General features: G+C 68.9%; 26 protein-coding genes and 1 pseudogene. 16 read left to right on the top strand and 11 right to left on the bottom strand.

Annotation, left to right across the window (positions count from 1 at the left end):
* Nucleotide 1 precedes the first annotated feature (1 nt).
* On the bottom strand, nucleotides 2–469 hold the full coding sequence (locus C441_RS00665; RefSeq protein ID WP_007273323.1) for a MaoC family dehydratase: 468 nt from the start codon (nucleotides 467–469) through the stop codon (nucleotides 2–4).
* 171 nt (nucleotides 470–640) lie between these two features.
* Between C441_RS00665 and C441_RS00660 the strand changes: the two are divergent.
* Both C441_RS00660 and C441_RS00655 read left to right on the top strand, forming a co-directional pair.
* A pseudogene (locus C441_RS00660) lies at nucleotides 641–1,561 on the top strand (M48 family metallopeptidase).
* Nucleotide 1,562: 1 nt separating this feature from the next.
* Complete coding sequence (locus C441_RS00655; protein WP_007273322.1) at nucleotides 1,563–2,090, top strand: hypothetical protein; 528 nt, start codon at nucleotides 1,563–1,565, stop codon at nucleotides 2,088–2,090.
* Between the two features lie 39 nt (nucleotides 2,091–2,129).
* Here the strand turns inward: C441_RS00655 and gatE are convergent, their stop codons facing one another.
* From gatE to C441_RS00630, 6 genes are all read right to left on the bottom strand, one after another.
* Nucleotides 2,130–4,004, bottom strand: coding sequence for a Glu-tRNA(Gln) amidotransferase subunit GatE (gene gatE / locus C441_RS00650; protein ID WP_007273321.1), 1,875 nt, complete (start codon nucleotides 4,002–4,004; stop codon nucleotides 2,130–2,132).
* Nucleotides 4,005–4,051: 47 nt separating this feature from the next.
* Complete coding sequence (locus C441_RS20550) at nucleotides 4,052–4,216, bottom strand: HVO_2901 family zinc finger protein (RefSeq protein ID WP_013035362.1); 165 nt, start codon at nucleotides 4,214–4,216, stop codon at nucleotides 4,052–4,054.
* Nucleotides 4,217–4,451: 235 nt separating this feature from the next.
* Nucleotides 4,452–5,861 carry a class II fumarate hydratase gene (locus tag C441_RS00645; protein ID WP_007273320.1) on the bottom strand — a complete coding sequence of 470 codons (1,410 nt, stop codon included), beginning with the start codon at nucleotides 5,859–5,861 and terminating at the stop codon, nucleotides 4,452–4,454.
* Between the two features lie 134 nt (nucleotides 5,862–5,995).
* Entirely contained in the window at nucleotides 5,996–6,259 is a 264-nt protein-coding gene (locus tag C441_RS00640) for a BolA family protein (protein ID WP_004044717.1), read from the bottom strand.
* 78 nt (nucleotides 6,260–6,337) lie between these two features.
* A complete protein-coding gene (locus C441_RS00635) occupies nucleotides 6,338–7,393 on the bottom strand; it encodes a dipeptide epimerase (RefSeq protein WP_007273319.1) in 1,056 nt (351 codons plus the stop codon).
* Nucleotides 7,390–8,430, bottom strand: coding sequence for a DUF1611 domain-containing protein (locus C441_RS00630; RefSeq protein ID WP_007273318.1), 1,041 nt, complete (start codon nucleotides 8,428–8,430; stop codon nucleotides 7,390–7,392). The genes C441_RS00635 and C441_RS00630 overlap by 4 nt, the downstream gene beginning before the upstream one ends.
* Nucleotides 8,431–8,536: 106 nt before the next feature.
* Here C441_RS00630 and C441_RS19670 point away from each other — a divergent pair, with 106 nt between their 5' ends.
* The 4 genes from C441_RS19670 to C441_RS00615 all read left to right on the top strand — a co-directional run bounded on the left by C441_RS19670 (nucleotide 8,537) and on the right by C441_RS00615 (nucleotide 11,601).
* On the top strand, nucleotides 8,537–8,701 hold the full coding sequence (locus C441_RS19670; RefSeq protein WP_161618808.1) for a hypothetical protein: 165 nt from the start codon (nucleotides 8,537–8,539) through the stop codon (nucleotides 8,699–8,701).
* Nucleotides 8,698–9,501, top strand: coding sequence for an IclR family transcriptional regulator (locus C441_RS00625; protein ID WP_007273317.1), 804 nt, complete (start codon nucleotides 8,698–8,700; stop codon nucleotides 9,499–9,501). Before C441_RS19670 ends, C441_RS00625 begins: the two co-directional genes overlap by 4 nt.
* 274 nt (nucleotides 9,502–9,775) lie before the next feature.
* A complete protein-coding gene (locus tag C441_RS00620; RefSeq protein ID WP_007273316.1) occupies nucleotides 9,776–11,095 on the top strand; it encodes a class-III pyridoxal-phosphate-dependent aminotransferase in 1,320 nt (439 codons plus the stop codon).
* A 68-nt stretch (nucleotides 11,096–11,163) separates the two neighbouring features.
* Nucleotides 11,164–11,601, top strand: coding sequence for a hypothetical protein (locus C441_RS00615; protein ID WP_007273315.1), 438 nt, complete (start codon nucleotides 11,164–11,166; stop codon nucleotides 11,599–11,601).
* A gap of 46 nt (nucleotides 11,602–11,647) precedes the next feature.
* Here the strand turns inward: C441_RS00615 and C441_RS00610 are convergent, their stop codons facing one another.
* Nucleotides 11,648–11,971, bottom strand: coding sequence for a hypothetical protein (locus tag C441_RS00610; protein WP_004969267.1), 324 nt, complete (start codon nucleotides 11,969–11,971; stop codon nucleotides 11,648–11,650).
* A 126-nt stretch (nucleotides 11,972–12,097) separates the two neighbouring features.
* Here C441_RS00610 and C441_RS00605 point away from each other — a divergent pair, with 126 nt between their 5' ends.
* The 4 genes from C441_RS00605 to C441_RS00590 all read left to right on the top strand — a co-directional run bounded on the left by C441_RS00605 (nucleotide 12,098) and on the right by C441_RS00590 (nucleotide 15,782).
* Nucleotides 12,098–13,021, top strand: a complete 924-nt coding sequence (locus C441_RS00605) for a hypothetical protein (RefSeq protein WP_007273314.1) — start codon at nucleotides 12,098–12,100, stop codon at nucleotides 13,019–13,021.
* Between the two features lie 51 nt (nucleotides 13,022–13,072).
* Nucleotides 13,073–13,990 (top strand): A/G-specific adenine glycosylase, encoded by a 918-nt coding sequence (locus C441_RS00600; RefSeq protein ID WP_007273313.1) that lies wholly within the window; start codon nucleotides 13,073–13,075, stop codon nucleotides 13,988–13,990.
* A 108-nt stretch (nucleotides 13,991–14,098) separates the two neighbouring features.
* Nucleotides 14,099–15,103 carry an alpha/beta fold hydrolase gene (locus C441_RS00595; RefSeq protein ID WP_007273312.1) on the top strand — a complete coding sequence of 335 codons (1,005 nt, stop codon included), beginning with the start codon at nucleotides 14,099–14,101 and terminating at the stop codon, nucleotides 15,101–15,103.
* A 34-nt stretch (nucleotides 15,104–15,137) separates the two neighbouring features.
* Nucleotides 15,138–15,782, top strand: coding sequence for a helix-turn-helix domain-containing protein (locus C441_RS00590; protein WP_004969270.1), 645 nt, complete (start codon nucleotides 15,138–15,140; stop codon nucleotides 15,780–15,782).
* Between the two features lie 13 nt (nucleotides 15,783–15,795).
* Here C441_RS00590 and C441_RS00585 read toward each other — a convergent pair whose 3' ends face one another.
* Entirely contained in the window at nucleotides 15,796–16,137 is a 342-nt protein-coding gene (locus tag C441_RS00585) for a DsrE family protein (protein ID WP_007273311.1), read from the bottom strand.
* 97 nt (nucleotides 16,138–16,234) lie between these two features.
* Between C441_RS00585 and C441_RS00580 the strand changes: the two genes are divergently transcribed.
* From C441_RS00580 to C441_RS00555, 6 genes are all read left to right on the top strand, one after another.
* Nucleotides 16,235–16,813, top strand: a complete 579-nt coding sequence (locus tag C441_RS00580) for an NADPH-dependent FMN reductase (protein WP_007273310.1) — start codon at nucleotides 16,235–16,237, stop codon at nucleotides 16,811–16,813.
* Nucleotides 16,814–16,931: 118 nt separating this feature from the next.
* The gene (locus C441_RS00575) at nucleotides 16,932–17,519 is read left to right on the top strand and encodes a thymidine kinase (RefSeq protein ID WP_007273309.1); all 588 of its coding nucleotides are present in this window, start codon (nucleotides 16,932–16,934) and stop codon (nucleotides 17,517–17,519) included.
* An 83-nt stretch (nucleotides 17,520–17,602) separates the two neighbouring features.
* On the top strand, nucleotides 17,603–18,130 hold the full coding sequence (locus C441_RS00570; protein ID WP_004969273.1) for a YIP1 family protein: 528 nt from the start codon (nucleotides 17,603–17,605) through the stop codon (nucleotides 18,128–18,130).
* 125 nt (nucleotides 18,131–18,255) lie between these two features.
* The gene (locus C441_RS00565) at nucleotides 18,256–20,490 is read left to right on the top strand and encodes an OB-fold nucleic acid binding domain-containing protein (RefSeq protein WP_007273308.1); all 2,235 of its coding nucleotides are present in this window, start codon (nucleotides 18,256–18,258) and stop codon (nucleotides 20,488–20,490) included.
* Nucleotides 20,491–20,619: 129 nt separating this feature from the next.
* Nucleotides 20,620–22,278, top strand: a complete 1,659-nt coding sequence (locus C441_RS00560; RefSeq protein WP_007273307.1) for a tRNA uridine(34) 5-carboxymethylaminomethyl modification radical SAM/GNAT enzyme Elp3 — start codon at nucleotides 20,620–20,622, stop codon at nucleotides 22,276–22,278.
* Between the two features lie 294 nt (nucleotides 22,279–22,572).
* A complete protein-coding gene (locus C441_RS00555) occupies nucleotides 22,573–23,676 on the top strand; it encodes a mechanosensitive ion channel family protein (protein ID WP_007273306.1) in 1,104 nt (367 codons plus the stop codon).
* 12 nt (nucleotides 23,677–23,688) lie between these two features.
* On the opposite strand, the gene C441_RS00550 is transcribed toward C441_RS00555, so the two are convergent.
* Complete coding sequence (locus C441_RS00550; protein ID WP_007273305.1) at nucleotides 23,689–24,132, bottom strand: GNAT family N-acetyltransferase; 444 nt, start codon at nucleotides 24,130–24,132, stop codon at nucleotides 23,689–23,691.
* 96 nt (nucleotides 24,133–24,228) lie between these two features.
* Nucleotides 24,229–25,578: a hypothetical protein gene (locus tag C441_RS00545; protein ID WP_007273304.1), complete on the bottom strand. Its 1,350-nt coding sequence runs from the start codon at nucleotides 25,576–25,578 to the stop codon at nucleotides 24,229–24,231.
* Nucleotides 25,579–25,622: the final 44 nt, after the last annotated feature.

Genomic DNA, 25,622 nt, shown 5'->3' with positions numbered 1-25,622 from the left:
CCTACGGGCTTCCCCACGTACCGTTCCGCCGGGCGAGCATCACGTCGCTCACGAACGAACAGACCAGTTCGACCTCGCCCGACTCGCGCTCCGCGAAGGTCCGCGTCCGAATCTCGACGAGCCCGCGGTCGTCGGTCTCGACGGTCGTCTCCAGCACTTCGCTTTCGACGACGAGCGTGTCGCCCGGGTACACCGGCTTCCACCACCGAAGCTCCTCGACGCCCTTCGCGCCGAGCGAGGCGGCGTCGCTGAGGACGCCGTCGACGAAAAGGCGCATCGTCATCGACGCGGTGTGCCAGCCGCTGGCGATGACGCCGCCGTACATCGACTCGGCTTCCGCCCGCTCCGGGTCGGTGTGGAACCACTGGGGGTCGTACCGCTCGGCGAATTCGAGAACCTCCGACAGCGTCACGTCGTACTCGCCGAACTCGTGGGTGTCGCCGACCGCGAAATCCTCGAAAAACTGCATATCCCCTTTTTGCCCACCCCCGTTGAGAATGTAGCGATGCCGGCGGTCCGGGCGGGCGCTCACGGCCGCGTGCCCGCGCGGTCGTTCCCCCGGCGCGCCAGACAGCTTTTGCGGTCCGACGCCCTATCGGCACGCGAGATGGCATCGCCCCCGCGCCGCTCTCGCCTCCCGATGGTCGCCGTCGGCGTCGTCGTCCTCGCCTTTTACCTCTCGCTCAGCGCGCTCAGCGCGTTCGCGGTGGTGACGCTCTGGCGGCTCCGCCCCGACCCCCTGACCGCCGCCGTCGTCGGCGTCGCCGTCGCCGTCGTCCTCGGCTATCTGAGCTTCCGCTTCGGCACGGTGCGCCTGCTCAGCCGACTCGACGCGCGGGACATGTCGCCCGCGGAGTCGCCGTCGGTTCACCGCCTGCGCGACCGCCTCGCCGAGCGGATGGACCTCGACCCGCCGACGCTGAAGCTCGCGCGCTTTTCGGCGCCGAACGCGCTGGCGCTCGACCCGATGGGCCGCGACGTGGTCGTCCTCGACGCCGCGCTGTTCCGCCTCCTCGACGCCGACGAGTTCGAGGCCCTGCTGGCGCACGAACTCGCCCACCTCGAACGGAAAGACGGGCTGGTCCAGTCGCTCGTGGCGAGCGTCCTCCAGACGGTCGTCGGCGTCGGCTACCTGTTCGTCTCGCCGGTGACGTTCCTGACGACGGGCGTCGCCCTCGGCTCGGCGTGGATGCGCGGCCGGCCGGGGTCGTGACCCGAGACGCTCGCCGGGCGGGTTCGCCTCCGACTGGACGAGTTCGTCGGCCTGTTCGGCTTCGGCCTCACCGTGTTCGTCCGGTCGCAGTCGCGAAAGCGGGAGTTCGCCGCCGACGCGCGGGCCGCCGAGGTGACGGGCAAGCCGATGGCGCTCGCGTCGGCCCTGCGGAAGTTAGAGCGGGCCGCTCGGCCGGGGTTCGGCCTGTCGCCGCTGTGGGTGTACGGCGAGGTCGAGGTCGAAGACCCGGTGTCGGACCTGCTTTCGACCCACCCCTCGACCGACGAGCGCGTCGAGCGACTGGCCGCGATGGCCGACGAGTCGATGACGCGAATCGAGGTGCGGTGAGATGCCCGGCTCGCCCGACCCGGTGCTCGGTGATTGGCTTCTCACCCACGTCGTCGCCGTCGCCGCCGCGCTCACGACCGTCGGCGCCGTCTACGCGACCCGCACGCGGGGCGACCGCGAGTCTCTGACGCCCGCGCTCCTCGGCGGCGGCTACGCCCTCGCCACGCTCGCCGTCTGGGCCGCGGCGCGACTCGTCACCGACGCCCTTCCCTCGGGCTTCGTCGAGGACCCGCTGACTTCGGCGGGTTTCCTCGGGTTCTCGTTCCTCTTGCTCGCCGGGTTCGTCGCCGTCTCGGCCCTGCTTTTCGCCCGTCGGGGGCTGGTCGCGCCGCTCGTCGGCCTGTTCGGCGTCACGGAACTCGTCTGGTGGGCGTTCCTCCACGTCCGCGGCGAGACGGACGCGCTCGGGATGTTCCTCATCTTCGGACCGGCGCTGTTGGTGCTTCTCCTCGTCGCGGCCGGCGTCGAGTTCGCGGGTCGGTGGGGCTGGCGGCGGTTCGTCCGCGGTGGCGGGCGCTCGCCGACGTGAGAACGAAAAAGACGGTCGGAGAGAGCAGTTAGAGTTGGCTCAGGCGCGCTTTTGAATCTCCTCGCGGAGCACGTCGCTGACGACGCCGCCGTCGGCCTTGCCGCGGAGCGCGCCCATCGCCTCGCCCATGAGCGCCGAGAACGCGCCCATGCCCTGTTGTTCGACCTGGTCGGCGTTGCGCTCGACGACCTCGGCGATGGCCTCGCGGACCTCGTCTTCGGAGACGCCGGAGAGGCCGGCCTCCTCGACGGCCTCCTCGGCCGTGAGGCTCGGGTCCTCGGCGATGGTCGAGAGCACGTCGTTGACGCCCTCCTTGGCGAGGTTGCCGTCCTCGACGAGATGCATGACCGCGAGCAGGTGGTCGTCAGTGAGTTCGGAGACGGCCACGTCGTCGCGGCGGAGTTCGGTCAGCGTCGATTCGAGCAGGCCCGCCGCGAACGTCGCGTCGATGCCGGCGTCCACGGCCTCCTCGAACAGCGGCATCGTCCGCCCGTAGGCGACCTGTTCCGCGAGGCCGGCGTCGAGGCCGAACTCGGCCTGATAGCGGTCGACCTTCTCGGTCAGGAGTTCGGGGGTCTCCACGTCGCTCGGGTCGAGGTCGACGGGGAGCACGTCCGTCTCGGGGTACATCCGGGCCGCGCCGGGGAGCGGGCGGAGGTAGCGGGTCGTGCCGTCGTCGTTGGCACCGCGGGTCTCCTCGGGGACTTCCTCGATGGCGACCGCGGCGCGTTCTGCGACCGCGTCGATGGCGAGGTCGGCCGTCTCGGGGTCGTCGGCGACGATGGCGACCGCGTCCTCGGGACCGGCGTCGACGGCGTCGCGGAGCGCCTCCACTTCGGCCTCGGTGACGCCGTAGGCCGGGAGTTCGTCGGTGTGGAAGATGCCGCCCGCGCCGTGGCGCTTGGCGTGGTCGGACAGTTCCGTGCCGAGGCGGCGGTCGGGCTGGAGTTCGCGGCCGACGAGGCCGTCGAAGCCGTACAGGGGAACGGCCGTGACCTTCCCGCCGGCGTCGAGCGCGCCGCGGATGACGCCGGAGTCCGAGTCTTCGAACACGCTGGTCACGTCGGCCACGTCGCCGACGGAGGCGTCACGCGACCGGAGTTCGTCGCGAATCTCGACGAGTTCCGCCTGTCGGCCGACTTCGAAGCGGACGATTTCGTCGATTTGGTCGAGCGCCTGCACGCCCTTGATTTCGACGCGCGCGCCGTCGGCGATGGAGACGTTCACGTCCTGTCGGATGGTGCCGAGGCCGCGTTTGACCTTACCCGTCGAACGCAGGAGCATGCCGATGGTCTGGGCCGCCTCGCGCGCCTGCTCGGGCGAGGAGATGTCCGGGCCGGTGCCGATTTCGACCAGCGGGATGCCGAGGCGGTCGAGGCTGTAGAGGACGCCGTCGTCGCGCTCTTCGACGCGCTGGGCGGACTCCTCTTCGAGCATGAGGTCGACGACGGAGACGGGCCCGTCGCTGGTCCCAATCTCGCCTTCCTGCGCGATGAGCGACGAGCGCTGGAACCCCGAGGTGTTCGACCCGTCGATGACGAGCTTGCGCATGACGTGCGCCTCGTCGACGACGTTCATGTCGAGCAGTTCGGCGATCTGCATGGCGACCGTGCGCGCCTCGTGGTCGAGGCGGTGCGGCGGCTCGTCGTCCTCTTCGACCAGACAGGTCGAGTCGTAGGCGAGGTACTCGAACTCGCGTTCGACGCGGCTCTCTTCGAGCGCGGCGTCGTCGAGTTCGCCCAGTTCGCTCTTTGTCGGATGGAGGAACCGCGAGAACGTGCGAGCCGCCTCGTCTGGCTCGCGGAGGTCGGTCGGACACCCGCAGAACAGCTTCGTCTCGGTGTCGAGTTGCTGGTGAATCTCCAGCCCAGCCACGAGGCCGAGGTCCTCGTAGTCGTAGTCGTACTCGGTCATTGGTACTCCCTGCGTTCGGGGGGAGTAAAAAAGGATTCAGTCTGCCGTCAGAGGCGACGAAGCCCCTCGCCGATGCCTTCGACCTGTTCACACTCGGGACAGACGTACGTCCACCCGTCGTTCGTCGCTCGTCCCTCCGGGAATACGGCCCCACAACCTCGACACTCCAACATGTCTCGCCCGCGGGCCCGCTGCTGTTGCAGTCCGGCCATACTGGTATAATCGTCAAAATCAAGCTTCAAAATACCGATTTTCGATATTTCGTGACAGTTCTTCACTCGGGACGGACTGTCACGGCGATGCGGGGATGCGATTGCTACCGCGAGCCGAGTAAATATAACCGCCTCCGCGGCTGAACGGACCGAAACCGACGCGAACGCGACTCGAACCGAGCGGTTCGCCCGCTCGCCCCGACGTATCAAAAAGCGGACTGCTTTTCCGGCCTGCTCAGTCGTCGCCGAGGATGCCGCGATGGGTCATCTTCTCGGGGTCGAGCACCTCGTCGGCTTCCGCCTCGGTGAGGTAGCCCTCGTCGACGGCGACCTGCCGGACGCTTTTGTCCTCAGCGAGCGCCTGCTTTGCGACCTTCGAGGCCTTGTCGTAGCCGATTGCGGGGTTGAGCGCCGTCGCCAGCGCCATCGACTGTTCGACCCGCGTCTCGCAGTGTTCCTCGTTGGCTTCGAGCTTGGCGACGAACCGCTCGGCGAACACCTCGGAGGAGTTCGCCAGCAGTTTCGCCGATTCGAGGAAGTTGTGCGCGAGGACGGGCTTGTAGAGGTTGAGGTCGATTTGGCCCTCCGCCGCGCCGGCGGAGACGGCGGCGTCGTTGCCGACGACCTGCTTGTGGACCTGATTGACCGCCTCGGCGACGACCGGGTTGATTTTCCCGGGCATGATGGACGAGCCGGGCTGGTTCTCGGGCTGTTCGAGTTCGCCGAGGCCGTTGCGCGGGCCGGACGCGAGCAGGCGGAGGTCGTTGGCGATTTTGTTGAGGGAGCCGGCGACCGTGCGGAGCGCGCCGTGGGCCTCGCTCATCGCGTCGTGGGCCGCCTGCGCCTCGAAGTGATTGTCGGCCTCGCGGAACTCGACGCCGGTCTCCTCGGACATGTACTCGGCGGCCTTCGCCGGGAACTCGGGGTGGGTGTTGAGTCCCGTGCCGACCGCGGTGCCGCCGAGCGCGAGCTCGCCGAGGTGCTCGCGGACGTTCTCGACGCGGCGGATGCCCTTTTCGACCTGCGTGCGGTAGCCGCCGAACTCCTGTCCGAGACGGACGGGCGTGGCGTCCTGCAGGTGGGTGCGGCCGGTCTTGACGACGCCGTCGAACTTGTCTTCCTTGTCGCCGAGCGCCTCGGCGAGCGTCTCCAGCGCGGGAAGCAGGTCCTTCTCGACGGCTTCGAGGGAGGCGACGTGCATAGCGGTCGGAATCACGTCGTTCGAGGACTGGCCGAAGTTGACGTGGTCGTTCGGGTGGACGACGCGGTCGCCGATGCCCTCGCCCATGATCTCCGCGGCGCGGTTGGCGATGACCTCGTTGGCGTTCATGTTCGAGGAGGTGCCCGAGCCGGTCTGGAACACGTCGACGGGGAACTGGCCGTCGAGCTCGCCGGCGATGACCTCGTCGGCGGCCTCGACGATGGCGGCCGCGACGTCCTCGTCAATCATGCCGAGGTCGCGGTTGGCCTGCGCGGCGGCCTTCTTCACCACGCCGAGCGCGCGGACGAACCGCCGCCCGAAGGTGATACCGGAGATGGGGAAGTTCTCGACCGCCCGCTGGGTCTGTGCGCCCCAGTAGGCGTCGACAGGCACTTCCATCTCGCCGAGACTGTCCCGCTCGATTCGATAATCATCGTCGCCCATGATTCGGGGGTCGTTTTGGCAGGAGGTAAAATCCATTGGTCCGTGCGCCTCACTGACAGCCGCGACCGTCGGCGCTCGTCGGCGTCTGTCAGCGTCCGTTAGCGTCTGTCGGTGCGTCGACCGCGGTGGCCCGATTACTCCTCTCGCGCCGCGTACTCCTCGGGCGTGTACGTCTTCAGCTCCATCGCGTGGATGTCGGTCGTCATGTGGTCGCCGAGGGCGTCGTAAACGAGCTGGTGCTGTTGGACGAGCGACTTCCCCTCGAAGGCGGGCGAGACGACGACGGCGGCGTAGTGGTCGTCCTCGTGGTCCTGGTCGACCGTCCGGGGCCGCGAGACCGTCGCGTCGGCGTCCTCGATGTGCGATTCGATGAGGTCCTCGATGGCGGCGAGTTCCATGTCCCAACTGGCGGCCCGCGCCGGCAAAAAGCGTCCGGGAAGCGGTCGGCGCATCGGTCGCGGGCGAACGAGCGGTGCTCAGACGTTCGGCGTGATGCCGTGGCCGGGACCGTCGAGCGCGTGGACGGGGCCGGTCTCCTTGGGGACCACGTCCTCGGCGAGGAGCCGCGTCGCGTCCAAATCGACGTGCGAGAAGCCGCCGATGCCGGAGACGAGGTGGGCGCTGGTGTGGATGCCGATAGAGCTCTCCAGCATACAGCCGACCATCAGGTCGCGGCCCGCGGCGCGGGCGATGGCGGCGATGTCCGCCGCGCCGAGGAGTCCCGACTTCCCGAGTTTGACGTTGATGACGTCGGCGGCGTCCTCGCGGACCACGCGCACGGCGTCTTCGGGCGTGAACACGGTCTCGTCGGCCGCGACGGGCGTTTTCGTCCGGTCCCTGACGCTTGCGAGTCCGGCCACGTCCGTCTTGGCGACGGGCTGTTCGAGCAGGGAAAGCGGGATGCCGGCGTCGTGGACGGCGTCGTCGAATCGGACGGCCTCCGAGACGGACCAGCCCTGATTCGCGTCGACGGTGAGCGTCGCGTCCGGCGCGGCCTCGGCGACGGCGCGGAGTCGTTCGAGGTCGGTCTCGACGCGCTGTCCGACTTTCACCTTGATGGTCTCGAAGCCCGCGTTGGCGGCGGCCGCCGCGCGGTCGGCCGCGACTTCCGGCGGGTGAATCGGTATCGACATGTCGGTCCGTACCGGTTCGGGCGTCCCGCCGAAGAACTCCGACATCGGTAGCTCGCGCTCCCGGCAGTACGCGTCGATAATCGCGGTTTCGAGGGCGAACAGCGCCGACACCGCGCCGGGGTACGTCGCGTGCAACGACTCGATGACGGCGCGGTAGTCCGCCACGTCGCGGCCGACCAGGAGGTCGCGGGCGTGCCTCGCCGTGTCGAGCGTCGCGCCCTGCGTCTCGCCGGTGACGTAGTGGTCGGGCGACCCCTCGCCGTAGCCGACGACGCCGGACTCGGTCTCGACGGTCACGAGGACGTTCGGCGCTTCGTACTGGGTTCCGAGGGCGATTTCGAACGGTTCGACAAGCGGCAGGTCGAGCGCCTCGACGCCGACCGAGACGATGTCGCTCACAGCGCCTCCAACACGGCGTCGAGGAGCGCCTCCGTCCCGCCGTCCGCGTACACGTTGCCTGCGGGGAGGCCGGTTTCGGCGGTCACCGCCTCGGCGTCGCCCCACGTCGAAACCGCGGCCACCGTCGCCGGAGACAGGTGTTCGATGAGCGAGATTTCGTCCGCGAGCGGTTCGACCTCGAAGCGGTCGAAGTCGTCGCGGGAGTCCCGGCCCGGTTCGTCGGCGACGACGACCGCGTCGGGGTTCGACCCGTGGAGGAGTCCGAGCGTCACCGCCGAGTAGGCGCGGTGGGAGAGCGCGGCCTGCCCCTCGACGAAGACGAGGTCTCGGTCCTCAGCTACTGTGCAGACGAGGTCTTCGACCACGCCCGCGACGAAGTCGGCGGGGACGCGGTCGATGACGACGCCGGCGTCGGCACCGATCATCACGCCGGTCTGGCCGGTGGCGACCCAGCCGGCGTCGAGGCCCGCCTCGCGGGCGGCGCGATACAGTTCGAACGTGGTCGTCCGCTTGCCGACGGCGCAGTCGGTCCCCATGGTCAACACCACGTCGGCGTCGCAGTCGTCGACGCGCCCGTCGGCCACGCGGAGGGCGTCTTCGGGGGGCTTCCGAACGTCGACGAGGGAGACCCCGGCGTTCTCGGCGCGGTCGCGCCACTCGGGGTCGTCGCTGAGAAACTCGTGGAGGCCGGAGACCACGTCACAGCCGGCGTTCATGGCGGCCTCGATGCCCGGAACCCAGTCTCGCGGGAGGCTCCCGCCGACGGGCGCGACGCCGAGCACGAGCGCCTCGGCGTCGGGGGCCTCCTCCAACGCGGCCGCGACGGAGGGGACGACCGCGGGCGGCTCAGCGAGGTCGGTTCCGAGCACGTCGGCGGCGTCGCGGCCGGCCTTCTCGGAGTCGACGACGGCGCGAACGTCGAACAGCGTGCCGTGGGCGACGACGCCGTTTGCGGTCTTCCCCGCCGTCTCACCGAAGGCCCCCTCCGCGAAGACAATCGCCTCGACGGGGCCCTCGTAGCGTTCGGTCAGATGCATACTGTAGCTGGGTCAGCTTTCGGGCAAAAGTCAGCCCCCTCGTATGAGAGGGTCCGGCGTCGGGGTTCGGACAGCTATAACTCGGCGCGCCTCGACGGGTCGTCTCATGAGTCCGGACGACACAGCGAGTCGGGGCGGGGCGGCCGCGGAGGGGTCCGAGGCCACGGACCTCGTCGCACCGTACCTCTCCGGCGCGAACGCCCGGTTGGTCGCCGACGCGGAACCGAAGGGGCTGACAGACAGCGTGACGTTCCACGTCGAAGGGCGATGAGCGAGGGAGACGCCGGAGACGAGCCGCGGCGAATCAAGTCGGTCCAGACCGCGAGCCGAATCGTCTCCGTGGTCCAGCGGCTTTCGAACCCGACGCTCGGCGAGGTCTGCGCGGAACTCGACGCGTCGAAGGGGACGGTACACACCTACCTCGCCACGCTCGAAGACGAGGGGTTCCTCACGCGAACGGGGCGAACCTACCGGCTCGGTCTCCGCTTTATCACCCTGAGCGAGAGCGTCAGAAACGAGACGCCGCTGTACCGCGCGGGCAAAGAGGAGGTCGACGCGCTCGCCGCCACCACGCACGAATACGCCCATCTCACGGTCGAACACCGGGGCCGCGAGGTGACGATTTACGAGAGCCGCGGCGACGACGCCGTCGCCACCGACTACCACCTCAGGATGCGGGAGACGCCCCAACACCTCCACTACAGCGCCAGCGGGAAGGCGCTCCTCTCGCAGTTCGACGACGACCGGGTCCGGTCGATACTCGACAGCGAGGGCCTCGACGGACAGACCGCGAACACGATTACGGACCGCGACGAACTGTTCGCAGTGCTCGAACGGGTCCGCGAACGCGGCTACGCCGTCAACGACGAGGAGGAAATCCGCGGGATGCGCTCGGTCGGCGCGCCGGTTCGAGGCGTCGACGGCGCGGTCTGCGGCGCGGTCAGCGTGACCGCGCCGACCAGCCGACTCAGCGGCGAACGGTTCGAGACCGAGGTTCCCGAACTCGTGACCGAGACGGCGAACCTCATCGAACTGAACCTCGAAACCGCGGTTTTCGAGCGAAATCGGTGAACTCGGCGTTCGAGCTCGCCGCGTCTGGATATATCAAACGAGCGAGCGGCTCCACCCGTCGTGTCGTGTGACACCGTCTCTCTTGATTCGGCGCTGTTCGACCGGAACCACGACCGAACGTCGAGCGAACGCGCCGGACTGCGCCCGATAATCCGTCTGCATATATCAAATACAGCCGTCCAATTTAGAAACAAACAACTCGTATTTGGGAATTTGTCTGGCCTAATCGACTCACTTAGCAAAATTTTATGTATGTATGTCAAATCTGTGGCGTATGAACCGAGACACGGTCGAGCCGAGCGTCGGTGAGTTCCCCGGCCCGAAGGCGGAGCAGTGGGTCTCGTACCACCAGCGGTCCGCCGCGCCGAGCACGTACGTCTACGACTTCGTCTGGGACGTGACCAAAGACGCGGTCGGGCCGTTCTGTACCGACCCCGACGGCAACGTTCTCCTCGATTTCACGAGCCACGTCGCGGCCGCGCCGCTCGGCTACAACAACCCGGACCTCATCGACCGACTGCGGGAGTTCGACCTCGTCGACCCGATGAAAATCGCCGGTCAGGACTTCTATGTCAGCACGGGCGGCACGCCCGACGACGCGTCGCTTCCGGGTCCGGCGCACCTGATGGACCTCCTGACCGAGGTCACGGGCCAGTACGACATGGACACGGTGTTCCTGTCGAACTCCGGGGCCGAGGCCGTCGAGAACGCCATCAAAATCGCCTACGACAACTGCGAGACGCCGAAGTACGGCATCACCTTCGAGGGCGCGTTCCACGGCCGCACCCTCGGCGCGCTCTCGCTCAACCGCTCGAAGTCGGTCCACCGCCGGAAGTTCCCGGAGGTGTCGGGCATCGTCGACGTGCCGTACTCCATGGAGGGCGTCGAGCGACTGCGCGCCAAACTCGACGGGGCGAACGGGCATCTCCCCGCCGACCAAGTTGCGTTTCTCATCCTCGAACCCGTGCAGGGCGAAGGCGGCTACCGCGTCCCGAGCGACGAGTTCATGCGCGAGGTGAACGCGCTCTGCGACGCCCACGACATCACGATAATCGCCGACGAGATTCAGTCGGGCGTCGCGCGGACCGGCGAGATGTGGGCCTCGGACCACTACGCGCTCGAACCCGACGTCATCACCAGCGCCAAGGCGCTCCGGGTCGGCGCGACCATCTCGCGGAGCGACGTCTTCCCCGAAGAAGAGGCTCGGCTCTCGTCGACGTGGGGCGCGGGCGACGTCCTCGCGGCGATGCAGGGGGCGCTCACGCTCGAACTCATCGAGGAACAGAACCTCGCGGCCAACGCGGCTGAAAAGGGCGCGTCCCTCCGGGCGCGCCTCGAATCGGCGACCGAGTCGCTCGCGGAGGTCGTCGACGTGCGCGGCCTCGGGCTGATGGTCGCCGTCGAGTTCGACACCAAAGAACGCCGTGACGCGGTCGTCGACGCCGCCTTCGAGCGCGGCCTGCTCACCCTCGGATGCGGCGCGCGGTCGCTCCGCCTCCTGCCGCCGCTCGACGTGACCGAGCGCGAACTCGACCTCGCGGTCGACCTCCTCGACGCCGCGCTGTCGGACGTGGTCGGCGTGGCCGCACCCTAGCGCCGCCGTCGCCGCCCGACCCGACGACTCGACGGAGGTTTTTATCCGGGGACGACGCACCTCGGGTCGTGACTGACGTGACACCCGCCACCGGGGCCGCCGAGGAGGCCGTCCGCGTGCTCCGCGACGACCACGAGCGACTGCTGACCGTCGTCGGCCAGTGCGCAATCGCCGTCGCCGCCGAGTGGGACGGCGACTCGGTGACCGACCGCGAGCGCGTCGTACCCCCGTTCAGGCGCGCCCTCGACGGCTCCGGCGCGCTCTCTCGCCTGCCGCGGGCGCTCGCCGACGCGGTGACTGCCACCGGCCGGCCGATGGCCGCGCCGCCCGTCGCGGCCCCGCCCTACGTGGTCGTCACCGGCGAGGGCGTCGTCCTCCGCGCCAACCTCGGCGACGGCCGACTGGTGGTGCTCCTCCGGGCGTTCGAAGTCGTCCGCGACGGCGACGACGGAGCCCACCGCTACCGCCGCATCGACGGCGTCGAAATCGAGGCCGAAATCGTCTGAACGCCCCGTCTCGACCGCGATTACAGATACCCAACCTCGGCCGCGGTTACATCTGGTAGCGGCGCACGTCGTCCCGCGGCGGGGCCTGCGACTGCCCGGTCATCTCCTCGTAGGTCATCCCCGCGAGGTACTCGTCGTAGGTCACGTCGTAGCCCTGCCGGAGGTGGAAGTCGAGCTGGCCGCGGTCGAGTTCCGACTGGAACAGCGCGTGGACCGCCCGGCGGACGAGTTCGTCCGCGTCGTCGGGGTCGAACAGGGCGACGAGCATGGCCAGTTCGTGTCGCGTCTCGCGGTCGAGCGACACGTCGAGGCTGTCGCCGAGGTCTCCGTAGGCCGCGTCAACGTCGTCTGTGAGTTCGTCGAGCGTCATCGCCCGGCGATGGGGCCGTCACGGGGATACGCGTTTCGACCGCGGTAGCTGTTCGCTGTGCGTCCCGCCGGTCGGTCGGCGGTCCCCGACAGAAGACACTTACTGGTGATTCGGCAATTTCCGCGCATGTCCCCGGAACTCTCTCGCCGCTCCCTCCTCGGCGGCCTCGCGGTCGGTTCGGCCCTTCTCTCGGGCTGTCTCGGCGGTGGATTAGCCGGCAGTAGCTGTCCCTCCAGTTACTCGCTCGAAGCGACGGCACTCTCCGACCCCGAACTGGTCGATACCGTGACGCAGGACTTCCACGAGCACGCAGACACGGTGTCGAATCTCGTCGCAACTGCGGCCAACGAGGGGGAAGCTACGTACAGTACGTACCGCCATCTCCCGCTCGATTCGGGCGACTACGTCGAACACGACGGCGCGTACTACCGCGTCGAACGCGAGCGAACCGAGACGCGAGAACGCACCGCCCGCGAGGTCGGAATCGAATACGACCGTAACGAGTCGCCGCCGACCGGGGCGACCGTCTTCGACTTCGCCGAACTCCCGAAGGCCGACCGCGAGGCGTTCCTCGCCGCGTATCCGAGCGAGAATTTCGAGAACGGCGACGGCCCGCGAGGATTCTCGGTCGGCGGATACGCGTACGTCTATCCCGACGGTGCCGACTCTCGACTCATCGACGCCGGAACCGTCTGGGTACGCTACGGTGGGCGACCGTTCGAGGTGACCGTCGGCGAGACGCGAACCGTCGAAGAGGAGACCTTCAGATACACGCTCGAACAGGTCGGCGAAGACCGGGCGGCGTTCGCCGCCTTCGTTCACGAGGAACTCGTCGTTCCGCTCGACGACCTCTCCGACGCCGAGCGCGCGGTGTTCGAACGCGCAATCGAGGGAGAGGTAGACGAGTGCGAACCGCTCTCCGACGACTTCGCCGCGCTCAAAGACCGGCTATACGAGATATCGGAGAATCGGGCGACCAGCCACGGTCCCCCGCTCGTCGAGTACGAGGGAACCACGTACGAAGTGGACCTCGTAAACGCGGTCGTCTGATAACCGTTCGGCATCGCCACGGCTAAACGCGGGCCGTCCCAAGCCGGGGCGATGAGCGACGCGCCGTCCGAACTCCCCGCCGACCTCGACCGCGAAGCAGTCCAGTCCGCGCTCACCGAGTGGTACGAGGCCGACCACCGGGACTTCCCGTGGCGGCGCACCGACGACCCCTACGAGATTCTCGTCTCCGAGGTGATGAGCCAGCAGACCCAACTCGGCCGCGTGGTCGAGGCGTGGGAGGCGTTCCTCGACGAGTGGCCGACGACGGCCGACCTCGCGGCGGCCGACCGCGCCGACGTGGTGGGCTTCTGGACGAACCACCGACTGGGCTACAACAACCGCGCGAAGTACCTCCACGAGGCCGCCCGGCAGGTCGAAGAAGACCACGGCGGCGAGTTCCCTCGGACGCCCGACGGCCTCTCGGAACTGATGGGCGTCGGCCCATACACCGCCAACGCGGTCGCTTCCTTCGCGTTCAACAACGGCGACGCGGTGGTCGACACCAACGTCAAGCGGGTCCTCCACCGCGCCTTCGCGGTCCCCGACGACGACGTGGCCTTCGAGGCCGCCGCCTCGGAACTCATGCCCGACGGCGAGTCCCGCGTCTGGAACAACGCCATCATGGAACTCGGCGGCGTCGCCTGCGGGAAGACGCCCACCTGCGACGAGTCCGGCTGTCCGTGGCGGCGGTTCTGCCACGCCTACGAGACGGGCGACTTCACCGCGCCCGACGTGCCGACGCAACCGAGTTTCGAGGGAAGCCGCCGGCAGTTCCGCGGGCGGGTCGTCAGGGTGCTCGGCGAGTACGACGAACTCGGCCTCTCGGAGTTGGGGCCGCGGGTCCGCGTCGATTACGGCGGCGACACGGGCGCGGAGTGGCTCCGCGGCCTCGTGGATGACCTCGAATCCGACGGCTTGGTCGACGTCGCGGAGGGCGACGACGGCGTCCGCGTCTCGCTGGCGAAGTAGTTCGCGCTCCGCCGGTGGTTCTCGCCGCGCTCGCCTCGCCGCTCGTATTTATCCCACCGCACTAGTCCGGCACCACTCGCACCCCTCGGTTCCGACTACGTACACTCGATGGCAACACGCGACGCGTCGCCGTCCGACCCTCGCGAAGCCGCCGAGTCCGCCGAAGCGAAGACCCTCGGGCTGGACGGCGGACGGCGACTCACGTACGCCGAGTACGGCGATTCCGACGGCATCCCGGTCGTCTTTCTCCACGGCGCGCCGGGGTCGCGTCTGCTCGGGGCACTGTTCGACGCGGCGGCCGAGGAACGCGGAATCAGAGTGCTCGCCCCCGATAGACCCGGCTACGGTCGTTCGTCGCCGCGACCGACACCCGAGGGACCGGGCGAGCCGAGCCGGCAACCCACGACACCTGCGCCCGCGGGCTTCTTCGACGCGCTTCTCGACGACATCGGCGCGCAGTCGGCGGGGTTGGTCGCGTTCTCCGGCGGGAGCCGCGACGCGCTGGCTGTCGCGGCGGCGTGGGCGGACAGGGTTCGGCACGTGAGCGTCATCGCGGGGGCGGTTCCACCGGAAGCGAGCGAGGAGACGCCCCGAACGCAACGGCTCCTGTCGTGGCTGGCGACGAACGCGCCGGCGCTCCTCGGCGGTCTCTTCCGCGGACAGGCGCGGCTCGCCGGGAGACTCGGCCCCTCGCTCGTCGTCGCGCAGTACACGGCCGGCGACGCGACTGGAGAGATTCCAGACGGAGTCGCCGCGGTGGTTCGAGACGACTTCGTGGCGGCGGTCAGCCGGTCGCGCCGGGGCGTCCTCGACGATTTCCGAAGCGCGGCCGCGCCGTGGGACATCTCCTTCGACGACATCGAGGCCGACGTGTCCCTGTGGCACGGCGACGCCGACACGAACGTCCCGATAGCCGGCGCGAAACGCCTCGAATCGGAGGTTCCCGCGGCTCGGATTCGAGAGGTGCGCGGCGCAGACCACCTCCGGACGCTCCTTTGGAGCGTTCCCGGCGTGCTGGACGAACAGCGCCGCGCCGCGCGGTCGCTCGACCCGGATGCTTCGAGGGACTTCTCGGGGTCGACCGCCGCCGCCGAATCGCACCACTGCGTTTGATATACCGGACCGAAAAACGGTCGGTCGAGACGGAATGAAACACGCCCAGTTCTCGGTCGACTACCCGGACCGACTGGTCCACCCGCTCCAGCGCGGGATGATGCGCGACTCGCCGGTCGACCGGGCGGAGCTGTTGATGTGGAGTCCGACGGCCGACGCGACGACGCTGTTCTGGTTCGACGGCGACCGAGACGCGGCCGACGCGCTCGTCTCGGGCGTCGATTCGCTCGTTCGGGCGCACTTCGTCGAGGGCGCGGAGGGGACCTACGGTTTCCTCCACCAGCGCGACTACGAGTTCGCGGACCCGCTTCTCGGAGTCATCGCCGACTCGCGGGTGATATTCCTCCCGCCGGTGGTGTTCCACGCCACCGGCTCCGTCCGGTTCGAGGCGGTCGGCGAGGTATCGGCGCTTAGCGCGTTTCACGACGACATCGCGGCGCTCGGCGACGTCACGGTCGAACGCGTGCGGCCCTTCGACCGGCGGCGGTCCCCCTCACAGCTCACCGACCGACAGCGGGCCGCGCTGGAGACCGCGGTCTCGACCGGCTACTACGAAATCCCTCGCGAGGGGTCGGTCGCGGACGTGGCTGACGCACTCGACTGCTCGACGAGTACGGCCGGCGAGCTACTCCGAAAGGCCGAGGCGACGGTGCTCCGGGAGTTCGCCGGTTCGGGGTGACGCGCGCCAACGCCTACGGCACTTTCAGATACGCGTCGCCCGCCGCCTGCCGTTTCACGAGTTCGCCGACGCCCGAAGGAACGACTTCGACGCCGTCGGCCAGCTGGTCAGCGTCGAACCCGCGGCCGTCGAGTGAGTTCCGACAGGCGAAACAGCGAACGCCGGCCTCGAACAGCGGGTCGAGGCGGTCGCGGACCGGAGAGTCTGCGAGGAACAGAAGCGTCGCGTCGCCGTTGGCGAGGAGCGTGATGTTCCCCGTCTCGACCGTCTCGTCGTCGAGCAGGTTTCGGACGTTGCGGATGGCGTGTCGCCAGTCGCCGAGGTCGGCGCTGGAGACGTGGAAGACGACGTTCATATCCGGCTTTCGTCCCCCGGCTCCCTGTGTGTTGCGCCCGTCCGACACGACCGGGTGCGGCCGACGAGGTTTTCACGCAGTCACGGAGACACAGGGTATGATGCAACCACACGTGGTCGCCGTCTGCGGCAGTCTCCGCGACCACAGCTACACCCGATTGGCACTCGAACACGTCCTCGCCGGCGCGTCGGCCGCCGGCGGCACGACGGAGCTCGTGGACCTCCGCGAGTACGACCTCCCGCCGCTCGACGCCGACTTCGACGAGCAGGGCGATTCGGCCGAACTCGTCCGCGTCGTCGACGGCGCGGACGCGGTCATCCTCGGCACGCCGGTCTACCACGGCTCGTACTCCGGCGTCCTCAAGAACGCGCTGGACTACTGCGGCTTCGACGAGTTCGGCGAGAAGACCGTGGGCCTCCTCGCCGTCGCCGGCGGCTCGTTCCCCGTGACGGCCCTCGAACACCTCCGGTCTGTCTGTCGGTCGCTGAACTCGTGGGTGCTCCCCCATCAGGTCGCCATCCCCCGCGTCTCCTCGTCGTTCGACGGCGACGACCTCGCGAGCGAGGACCTGCGCGAGCGGGTCGAGCGACTCGGCCGCGACGCGGTCGTCTACGCCAACATCGAGCCCGAGCCCCCGACGTTCGAAAGCGGCGAGAACGTCGGCGCGGACGACTGAGCAGTCGCCACGCGCCGTTTCGAACGCGGCGCGGGTTCGGTGGACCGACCCGTCTTGACTCCCGACCGTCGCGGCAGATGAACAATCGTTTTGACTCTCCTCGTCCCCCAGTCAGGATATGCACGCCATCACGCAGAGCGGATGGATAGAGGTCATCTCCGGCTCTATGTTCTCGGGGAAGACGGAGGAACTCCTCCGACGCCTCCGCCGGGCCGAAATCGCGGGACAGGAGATTTCGGTGTTCAAGCCCCAGCTCGACGACCGCTACGGCGAGACGACGGTCGGCTCTCACGCCGGTCGTTCGTGGGAGGCGAGCGTCGTCCCCTCCGAGGGAGAGGGCGTCTGGCAAATCGCCGAGGAACTCAACGGCGAGGACGTGGTCGCCATCGACGAGGCGAACTTCTTTTCCGCCGAACTGGTCGACGTCTGCGAGGCGCTGGCCGCCGACGGCAAGCGCGTCGTCGTCTCGGGGACCGACCAGACGTTCCGCGCCGAACCGTTCGACCCGGTTCCGCAACTGATGGCGCTCGCCGAGTACGTCGATAAGCTTCAGGCAATCTGCACCGTCTGCGGCGAGCCGGCGACCCGGAACCAGCGGCTCATCGACGGCGAGCCGGCCCACGTGGACGACCCGACCATCCTCGTCGGCGCGGAGGAGTCCTACGAGGCGCGGTGCCGGAACTGTCATACCCTCCGGCGGGACTAGAGGCTATCGTGACTACTTGGGTCGAAACCCCACGGGAGGGCCGCGACCGCGGGCTGACAGGGCTCCTCCGCGCGTGGGTCGCCGTGGTCGTTCGTCCCCGCCAGTTCTTCCGCGACGGGGTCGCCCCCGGCGACCAAGCGCCCGGCCTCGTGTTCGCCATCGCGGTGGCGCTCGTCTACCAGGGCCTCGGGTTCGCCCTCGCGCCGGCGACGATTCCGGCCATCGAAGGCGGCCCGGTCGTGTCGGCGCTCGTCGCCCTGCTCGTCGTCGCGCTGTTCGTCGCGCCGGCGTTGCTCCACCTGACGGCGGCCATCCAGACGGCGCTTCTCATCCCGCTTCTGTCCCGCCGCGCGGGGGTGAGCGAGACGGTGCAGGTCATCGCCTACGCCGCCGCGCCCTGTGCCTTCGCCAGCCTCCCGATTCCCGGCGTCCGCGCCCTCTGTGCCGTCTACGGGGCGGTACTCCTCGTCGTCGGCATCAGCGAGGTCCACCAGACGACGGTGCCGAAGGCCGCGGTCGCGGCGGCCGTCCCCGCCGGCGTGGTGTTCGGGTACGCCTTCGGGGGCTTCCGCGCCCTCGGTGAACTCGCCGCCGCGCTCGCGCTCGTCTGAGTCGACCCGGCCCGTATTTCACCCGTTTCGACCGACCGAGCGCCGATTTCTCGCCCGCGAACGCGCGAATCTCTCCTGAGCGTTTTTCGACAATCGTTTTAGTTAGGGGTTGTTTGCTCAACGCAATGGATTGGATTACGCACGAGGAGGACGTCTGGTTCGAATTCCGGGGCAATAGCCCCCACCAGCTCGTCCCCGGCCGATTTTACAAAGGCACCGTCGACGGCTACGCCGACTTCGGTGTCTTCGTCGACCTCGCTTCGAACGTGACCGGATTACTGCACCGTAGCGAACTCGACCGCCGCCTCGAATCCCTCGACTGGGAGCCGGGCGACGAGGTGTTCGTCCAGGTCAAGAACGTCCGCGACAACGGCAACATCGACCTCGGCTGGTCGATTCGTCAGTCCGACTCGGAGTTCCGCGGCGCTCGCATCCACGACCCCGACGGCGACGCCGACGGCCAGCCCGTCGAAACGGAGTCCGAAAGTAGCGGTCCGTCGACCGTCAAGACGCGACCGAAGACGGGCAAGACGACGAAGCCCGCCGGCGCGAGCACGTCGTCCGAGACCGCCGACTCCGAGTCCGACGCCGACTCGCAGTCCGAGCAGGAAGCGGAACCCGAGCCTGAACCCGAACAGGACGCCGCGTCCGAGTCCGAGTCCGAGTCCGACGCCGGAGACGAGGACCGCGCGCCGACCGCCGGCGACGTCGTCGACGACATCGCCGCCAACGGCGAGTCCGAGCAGGACACCGAACCGGAACCGGAGAGCGATTCGGAACCCGAGCAGGAAGCAGAATCCGACGCCGAGCAGGAAGTCGAATCCGAGTCCGACGCTGACGCCGAGTCCGACGACGCCGGGGCCGAGCGCGTGACGCTCGACAGCATCGACGACCGCGTCGGCGACGTGATTCGCGTCGAGGGCGAAATCGCCAGCGTCCGCCAGACCGGCGGCCCGACGGTGTTCGAACTCCGCGACGAGACGGCCATCGCCGACTGCGCGGCCTTCGTCGAGGCCGGCGTCCGCGCGTACCCCGAAGTCGAAGTGGGCGACTACGTCCGCATCGACGGCGAGGTCGAGCGCCGCCGCGGCGAGCTCCAGATAGAGACCGAGGAGCTGACGATTCTCGACGGCGACGAGGCCGACACCGTGAGCCAGCGCCTCGCGGACGCCCTCTCCGACGAGGCCCGCCCGGACGCCGTCGCGCCCCTCGCGGCCCACGAGCCGGTCGCCGCCGTCGGCAAGTCGCTTCTCGACGCCGCGGAGGCCATCCGCCGCGCCGTCCTCGAATCGCGCCCCATCGTCGTCCGCCACACGGCCACCGCCGACGGCTACGTCGCCGGCGCGGCCGTCGAGCGCGCCGTGCTCCCGCTCATCCGCGAGGAGCACCCCCGCGACGACGCCGAGTACCACTACTTCACCCGCCGCCCGCTCGAAGAGGCCGTCTACGGCATGGACGCCGCCACGAACGACGTGACGCGGATGCTCGAAGACCGCGACCGCCACGACGAGAAGCTCCCGCTCGTGCTCCTCCTCGGTGCCGGTTCGACCGCCGAGTCCCTCGACGGCCTCGGCCTGCTCGGCGTCTACGGCTCCGAGCGCGTCGTCGTCGACGCCGCGCCCGCCGACGACGAGGTCGCCGAGGAAGTCGACGTGCTCGTCAACCCCGCCCGCGAGGGAGCCGACGCCCGCGACCTCTCGGTCGGCGCGCTCGCCTCGACGCTTTCGGTCGCCGTCAACGACGACGTGCGCGACGACGTGTCGCACCTCCCCGCCGTCAGCTACTGGGAGAACTGCCCACAGCAGTACCTCGACCTCGCCGAGTCCCACGGCTTCGACGCCGACCGCGTCCGCGAGCTCCGAGAGGCCGTCGCGCTGGAGGCCTACTACCAGTCGTATCAGGACAAGCGCGAACTCATCGCCGACCTGCTTTTCGACGCCGACGAGGGCCTCGCCGGCCACGTCTCCGAGCAGTTCCGCATCAAGCTCGAAGACGAAATCGAGACGGCGCAGGCGAACCTCGAACGCCGCGAGGTCGGCGCCATCTCCGCGGCCGTCCTCGACTCCGACGCCTACAGTCACCGCTTCGACTTCCCGCCGACGGGCCTGCTCGTTGACGAACTCCACCGCCGCACCCGCGAGGGCGACGCCTTCGTGACCGTCGCGCTCGGCATGGACGAACTCTACCTCCGCGCCACCGGCGACCTCGACTTCCGCGCTGTCGTCGAGTCGGCCGCCGAGAAAGCGCCCGCCGCCGGCCTCGCCGCCGCGGGCATCCGCGAGGGTCGCATCGAGTTCCTGACCGGCGCGCGCGACGAGGCGCTCGAAGCCGTCCTCGACGCCGCCGCCGAGCAGTTCTAAGCCGCAATCCAGACTCCTCCTCGCGCGGTTCGACGGAGGTCCCTGTTCCAGCCTCCCGAGCGACACGCTTATCCACGAAACGACCCGATTCGCGCCCATGAACCGCCACCGCGTCGCCGAACGGGAGGTGTGTCCGTGAGCGCCGAGACCGAGACGGAGTCCGAGGCGTTCGAGCGGACCTGCGAGGCGCTCGTCGAGCGCATCCTCGCGGGCGACGTCGACCGCGACGACCTCGAATCCGCAAAGCTCGACGCCTGTTCGGAACACTCCTCGCCGAAGGTCCCGAAGAACGCCGAGATTCTGCAGTACGCCCCGGAAGACCGCCGCGAGGAGGTCAAAGAGGTCGTCCAGCGCAAGCCCGTCCGCACCGCCTCCGGCGTCTCGCCGGTCGCCATCATGACCTCGCCGCACATGTGCCCCCACGGGAAGTGCCTCTACTGTCCCGGCGGGCCCGCGAGCGAGTTCTCCTCGTCGCAGTCGTACACGGGCCACGAGCCCGCGGCCGCCCGCGGCGTCCAGAACGACTACGACCCCTACGGGCAGGTCACGCTCCGCCTCGAACAGCTTCGACACATCGGCCACCCCGTGGACAAGGTCGAACTCATCCTGATGGGCGGGACGATGACCGCCCGGAGCCACGACTACCAGGAGTGGTTCGTCAAGCGGGCGCTCGAAGCCATGAACGACTACGACCTCGACAAGGAGCCGGAACCGGCCGAAGACCGGTCGTTCAAGCCCGACCCCGAGGATGTCGAGTTCGAGTACATCGAGGACGTCATCGCGGAAAACGAGACGAACGACATCCGCAACATCGGGACGACGTTCGAGACGAAGCCCGACTGGTGCGACCCGGAGCAGATAGACCGGATGCTCGATTTGGGCGCGACGAAGGTCGAAGTCGGCGTCCAGACGACTTACGAGCGCATCAACCGCGAGATGCACCGCGGCCACGGCGTGCAGGCGTCCATCGACGCCAACCGCCGCCTCCGCGACTCGGCGTTCAAGGTCGGCTTCCACATGATGCCCGGCCAGCCGGGGATGACCAAGGAGATGTGTCTGGAGGACTTCCGCCAGCTGTTCGAAAACAGCGACTGGCGGCCCGACTACCTCAAAATCTACCCGACGCTCATCGTCCGCGACACCATTACCTACGACATGTGGCGGCGCGACGAGTACGAGCCGCTGAACAACGAGGAGGCCGCCGACATCGTCGCGGAGGTCATGGGCATGATTCCGAAGTACACCCGCCTCCAGCGCGTCCAGCGCGACATCCCCGCGGACTTCATCGACGCCGGCGTCTGGAAGTCGAACCTCCGGCAACTGGCCGCCCAGCGCGCCGAGGAGCGCGGCATCGTCCAGCGGGACATCCGCGCCCGCGAAGTCGGCATGAACGAGGCCGACCCCGACCCCGAGCGCATCGAACTCGACGTGATGACCTACGAGGTCGCCGGCGGCACGGAGCACTTCATCTCGTTCGAGGACCCCGTCGAGGACCTGCTCGTCGGCTTCTGTCGGCTCCGGTTCCCCGGCAACCCGGTCCGTCGCGAGCTTCAGGACGCCGCGCTCGTCCGCGAACTCCACGTCTACGGCTCCGAGGCGGGCATCGGTGCCGACGGCGACTGGCAACACAAGGGCTACGGGAAGAAGCTCCTCGCGCGCGCCGAGGAACTGTCCCGCGACGCCGGCTACGACAAGATTTCGGTCATCTCCGGCATCGGCGTCCGGCAGTACTACAAGGAGAAGCTCGGCTACCATCAGGACGGCCCGTACGTGTCGAAGCGGCTGTAGGCTAGTTCGGCTGTTTTTTGGTCCAGATTTTTGCGAGGCGAGCGAAGCGAGCCTCGGAAAAAGGTGGGCGTTACGTGTCGAAGCGGCCGTAGCCGACGAACCACGGCTCCCGATTCTCACTCCTGAGTGTCGCTCCGTCACGCTTTTACTGCCTGACCCACCGAACACGGTAGAACGGCACCGCAGGGGGGTGCGGCGGGTTCGGGGCAGGCGGCGACGTGGCTTCAGGACCTCCGCTCGACGCTCGCACAGTTCGTTTCGACCGAAGAGCGACTCGGCATCTCGGCGGCGCTCGTGGCGCTCGCGCTCGGCATCGCGGTCTTTCTCGCGCCGCGGCTCGTCTCGCGGGCGACCGCCGAAATCCGAACGCGGGTGTTGGCCCACCCGCGGGTACCGGACGCCGTCACCGACGCCGCGTGGCTGTTCCCCGCGACGGTCGTCGTCCGGACGCTCCAACTCGCGGTGTTCGTCGGCGCGGCCCTGTCGCTGTTGCTCCTCTGGGGGTACACCGGCGTCGCCGCGGACCTCGCCGAAGTGCTCGCCGTCGCGGTGCCGAACGCCGCCAAACTCGGGCTGACGGTCGCGCTGTTCGCCGGGGCGCTCGTCGGGACGAACGTCCTCGAAGAGAAACTGGACTCGTACGCGACGGCCTCCGACAACATCAACGCCCACCAGCAGGGCATCGTCTTCCGCGTCCTCCAGCTGGTCGTCCTCCTCGCGGTCGGGATGGCGGCGCTCACGGTCTGGCAGGTCAGAATCGGCGGCCTGCTCGTCGGCGCGGGCTTCCTCGGCATCGTGGTCGGGATGGCGGCGAGACAGACCCTCGGGTCGCTCATCGCGGGCTTCGTGTTGATGTTCTCCCGACCGTTCGAACTCGGCGACTGGGTCGAAATCGACGACGCCGAGGGCATCGTCACCGACATCACCATCATCAACACCCGGCTGAGCAACGCCGACGGCGAGACGGTCGTCTTCCCCAACGACCGCGTGACCAACGCGAAGATAACGAACCGGACGAAGCGCAACCGCCTCCGGCTCCGCCTCGACGTGGGCATCGACTACGAGGCCGACGTCGAACACGCCGAGTCGGTGGCGGAGGAGGCGCTCACGGACCTCAAGTTCGTCGAGGAGGTGCCGAAGCCGCAGGTGATGCCGACGACGTTCGGCGACTCCGCGATTGGGCTCCAACTCCGGTTTTGGATTACGAACCCCTCGGCCCCGCGCCGGGCGCAGGCGAAAGCGGAGGTCCTGCGGAGCGTGAAACTCGCGTTCGACCGCGAGGGAATCAAGATTCCCTACCCACAGCGCGAACTGCTCGCCCGCGAGGAGGCCGGCGGCTTCCAGCTACGGGAGGACCGCCGGAGTCGGCCGGTCGAGAGGTCGGTCTCGGAGGATTAGGCGACGGCGTCGTTACAGCGACTTCCGCATCTCGACGTGCGGGATGCCGGCCTCGTCGAACTCGTCGCTCGTCGTCTCGTAGCCGAGACCGTGGTAGAATCCCTCCGCGGTCGTCTGGCCGTGGAGGACGAGCGAGTCGAACCCGCGCTCGCGCGCCTCGGATTCGAGCGCCTCCATGAGTCGCCGTCCCCAGCCCTCGCCGCGGGCCGATTCGAGGACGGCGACGCGCTCGACTTTGCCGACGCCGGGTTCGTACTCGCGCAGGCGGGCCGCGCCGACCGGGTCGCCGCCGCGGGAGGCGACGAAGTGAACGGCCTCGGCGTCGGGGTCGTCGTGTTCGTCCCACTCCAGTTCCTCGTCGACGCCCTGTTCGTCCACGAAGACGGCCTTACGGACGGCGAAGGCGTCGGCGCGCTCGCCCTCGGTGACCGCGACGCGGACATCGGGTTCGCTCATGAGGGCAGTTCCGCGGGGGGCTACCTGACGATTGCGGAGCGAGGTTTATCATGTCGGACTCGCGGCCGTCGGCTTCGCACTCGGCTTCGGCGGTCGCTACGCCGTCGTTCGCGTGCTGTCGTCGGCCTGACCCCGAGCCGACTCGCCGCCGAGCGCCCAGCCGAGTCGGTAGACGAGCGCCCCGGCCGCGAGCGTCACCAGCACCCAGACGACGAGCAGGATTCCGACGAACAGGACGCCGTAGCCGCCGAAGGGAACCAGCGGAAGCGCGAAGGCCACGGGCGCGGCGACGATGGCGAGCGACAGGGGGCGCGTGCCTTCGTCGCGCCGGGCCGCGTAGCCGAGAGGCAGAAACAGCACCACGGCGGCCTCTAACGCGAGCGCGCTGAGCGAGAACCACGGGTTCGGACCCGGCATCGTAATCGCGGTAGCGACCGCGAGCGCGACCTGTGGCACGACGGTGGCGGCGACGAGGCGACGGAATCCGAGCGCCTCGGGCCGGACCGCCGAGACGACGCCGAGCGCGACCAGTTGGAGGGCGAGGAGCCACGCAATCGCGGCGAAGCTTCCGGAGAACGCCCGGACGACGAGGAGACAGAGGCCCCACAGGACGCCGAGTCCCGCGACGATGGGCCCGAAGCGCCGCGCGCCCCGGCCGTCGTCGAACCGGCGGTCGAAGTGCCGGATGAGGAGCACGCCGATGGCGAGCGCGAGCGTCGGGACGAACGCGACCCACGCGAGGTTCGTGAGGACGCCGGGGCCCGAGTCGGCGGCGAGGTTGGCGTAGGCCGCGGCCGCAGTCGCCAGTCCAGCGTCGGGGCCGAACGTGAGGTACGTCTGGCTCCCGACGCTGGACGCGTCCCCGTCGTCGGCGCTCCAGACGGCGGCCGTCTCGTTGGTCCGAGTCCCGGGGGGCGCGGTGAGGAGCGCCGACCCCTCGGGGCCGGTCACGACGAACCGGTCGGCATCGACGTAGACGGTACCCCTGACCCCGTCGTCGTGGAAGTAGTCCACGACCAGCACGTCCCCGTAGCCGCGGGACGCCATCTCGGGGACCTCGAACGTCACGACCGCGGTGTCGCCGTCCATCCGGGTTTCGAGGCGTCGGCGGTCGTCGGTGAACACGCGGTGGTCTTCGAAGGTCCGGCGCACGACGCTGTCGAGCCGTTCGGGGTTTTCGCGGAACGTCGCGGCCGACTGGTCGTCGAGTTCGACGCGGGCGGTCCACGTGCCGACGCCGTCGTCGCCGACGCGGACCCGGAGCGCGCTCGATTCGACGGTGAGCGGGACGCCGGCGTCGTCGGCCGTCTCCTCGAACGTCTCACCGCAGACGCCGCAGACGGCCTCTGGCGGTGGTCGTGCTTCGGCCGGGGCGCTTCCGACCGGGAGTCCGGCCAGCGCGACGAGGAGGGCGAGGGCGGCGAGTGCGAGGGTGCGAGGACGCATTCACAGAACACATTCGGACTGATTGACAAGTGTCTTCTCCCCGA

The organism is Haloferax sulfurifontis ATCC BAA-897, assembly GCF_000337835.1.
Classification (GTDB): domain Archaea; phylum Halobacteriota; class Halobacteria; order Halobacteriales; family Haloferacaceae; genus Haloferax; species Haloferax denitrificans.
This window is presented reverse-complemented; position numbering and strand designations above follow the sequence as displayed.

Excerpts from the sequence above, each read along its gene's own strand:
- C441_RS00565 (WP_007273308.1), top strand. The coding sequence starts at position 18,256 with ATGGATTGGATTACGCACGAGGAGGACGTCTGGTTCGAATTCCGGGGC.
- C441_RS00585 (WP_007273311.1), bottom strand. The coding sequence starts at position 16,137 with ATGAACGTCGTCTTCCACGTCTCCAGCGCCGACCTCGGCGACTGGCGA.
- C441_RS00575 (WP_007273309.1), top strand. The coding sequence starts at position 16,932 with ATGCACGCCATCACGCAGAGCGGATGGATAGAGGTCATCTCCGGCTCT.
- gatE (WP_007273321.1), bottom strand. The coding sequence starts at position 4,004 with ATGACCGAGTACGACTACGACTACGAGGACCTCGGCCTCGTGGCTGGG.
- C441_RS00645 (WP_007273320.1), bottom strand. The coding sequence starts at position 5,861 with ATGGGCGACGATGATTATCGAATCGAGCGGGACAGTCTCGGCGAGATG.
- C441_RS00605 (WP_007273314.1), top strand. The coding sequence starts at position 12,098 with ATGTCCCCGGAACTCTCTCGCCGCTCCCTCCTCGGCGGCCTCGCGGTC.
- C441_RS20550 (WP_013035362.1), bottom strand. The coding sequence starts at position 4,216 with ATGGCCGGACTGCAACAGCAGCGGGCCCGCGGGCGAGACATGTTGGAG.
- C441_RS00665 (WP_007273323.1), bottom strand. The coding sequence starts at position 469 with ATGCAGTTTTTCGAGGATTTCGCGGTCGGCGACACCCACGAGTTCGGC.
- C441_RS00580 (WP_007273310.1), top strand. The coding sequence starts at position 16,235 with ATGATGCAACCACACGTGGTCGCCGTCTGCGGCAGTCTCCGCGACCAC.
- C441_RS00590 (WP_004969270.1), top strand. The coding sequence starts at position 15,138 with ATGAAACACGCCCAGTTCTCGGTCGACTACCCGGACCGACTGGTCCAC.
- C441_RS00640 (WP_004044717.1), bottom strand. The coding sequence starts at position 6,259 with ATGGAACTCGCCGCCATCGAGGACCTCATCGAATCGCACATCGAGGAC.
- C441_RS19670 (WP_161618808.1), top strand. The coding sequence starts at position 8,537 with ATGAGTCCGGACGACACAGCGAGTCGGGGCGGGGCGGCCGCGGAGGGG.
- C441_RS00610 (WP_004969267.1), bottom strand. The coding sequence starts at position 11,971 with ATGACGCTCGACGAACTCACAGACGACGTTGACGCGGCCTACGGAGAC.
- C441_RS00545 (WP_007273304.1), bottom strand. The coding sequence starts at position 25,578 with ATGCGTCCTCGCACCCTCGCACTCGCCGCCCTCGCCCTCCTCGTCGCG.
- C441_RS00550 (WP_007273305.1), bottom strand. The coding sequence starts at position 24,132 with ATGAGCGAACCCGATGTCCGCGTCGCGGTCACCGAGGGCGAGCGCGCC.
- C441_RS00595 (WP_007273312.1), top strand. The coding sequence starts at position 14,099 with ATGGCAACACGCGACGCGTCGCCGTCCGACCCTCGCGAAGCCGCCGAG.
- C441_RS00630 (WP_007273318.1), bottom strand. The coding sequence starts at position 8,430 with ATGCATCTGACCGAACGCTACGAGGGCCCCGTCGAGGCGATTGTCTTC.
- C441_RS00655 (WP_007273322.1), top strand. The coding sequence starts at position 1,563 with ATGCCCGGCTCGCCCGACCCGGTGCTCGGTGATTGGCTTCTCACCCAC.
- C441_RS00620 (WP_007273316.1), top strand. The coding sequence starts at position 9,776 with ATGAACCGAGACACGGTCGAGCCGAGCGTCGGTGAGTTCCCCGGCCCG.
- C441_RS00625 (WP_007273317.1), top strand. The coding sequence starts at position 8,698 with ATGAGCGAGGGAGACGCCGGAGACGAGCCGCGGCGAATCAAGTCGGTC.
- C441_RS00600 (WP_007273313.1), top strand. The coding sequence starts at position 13,073 with ATGAGCGACGCGCCGTCCGAACTCCCCGCCGACCTCGACCGCGAAGCA.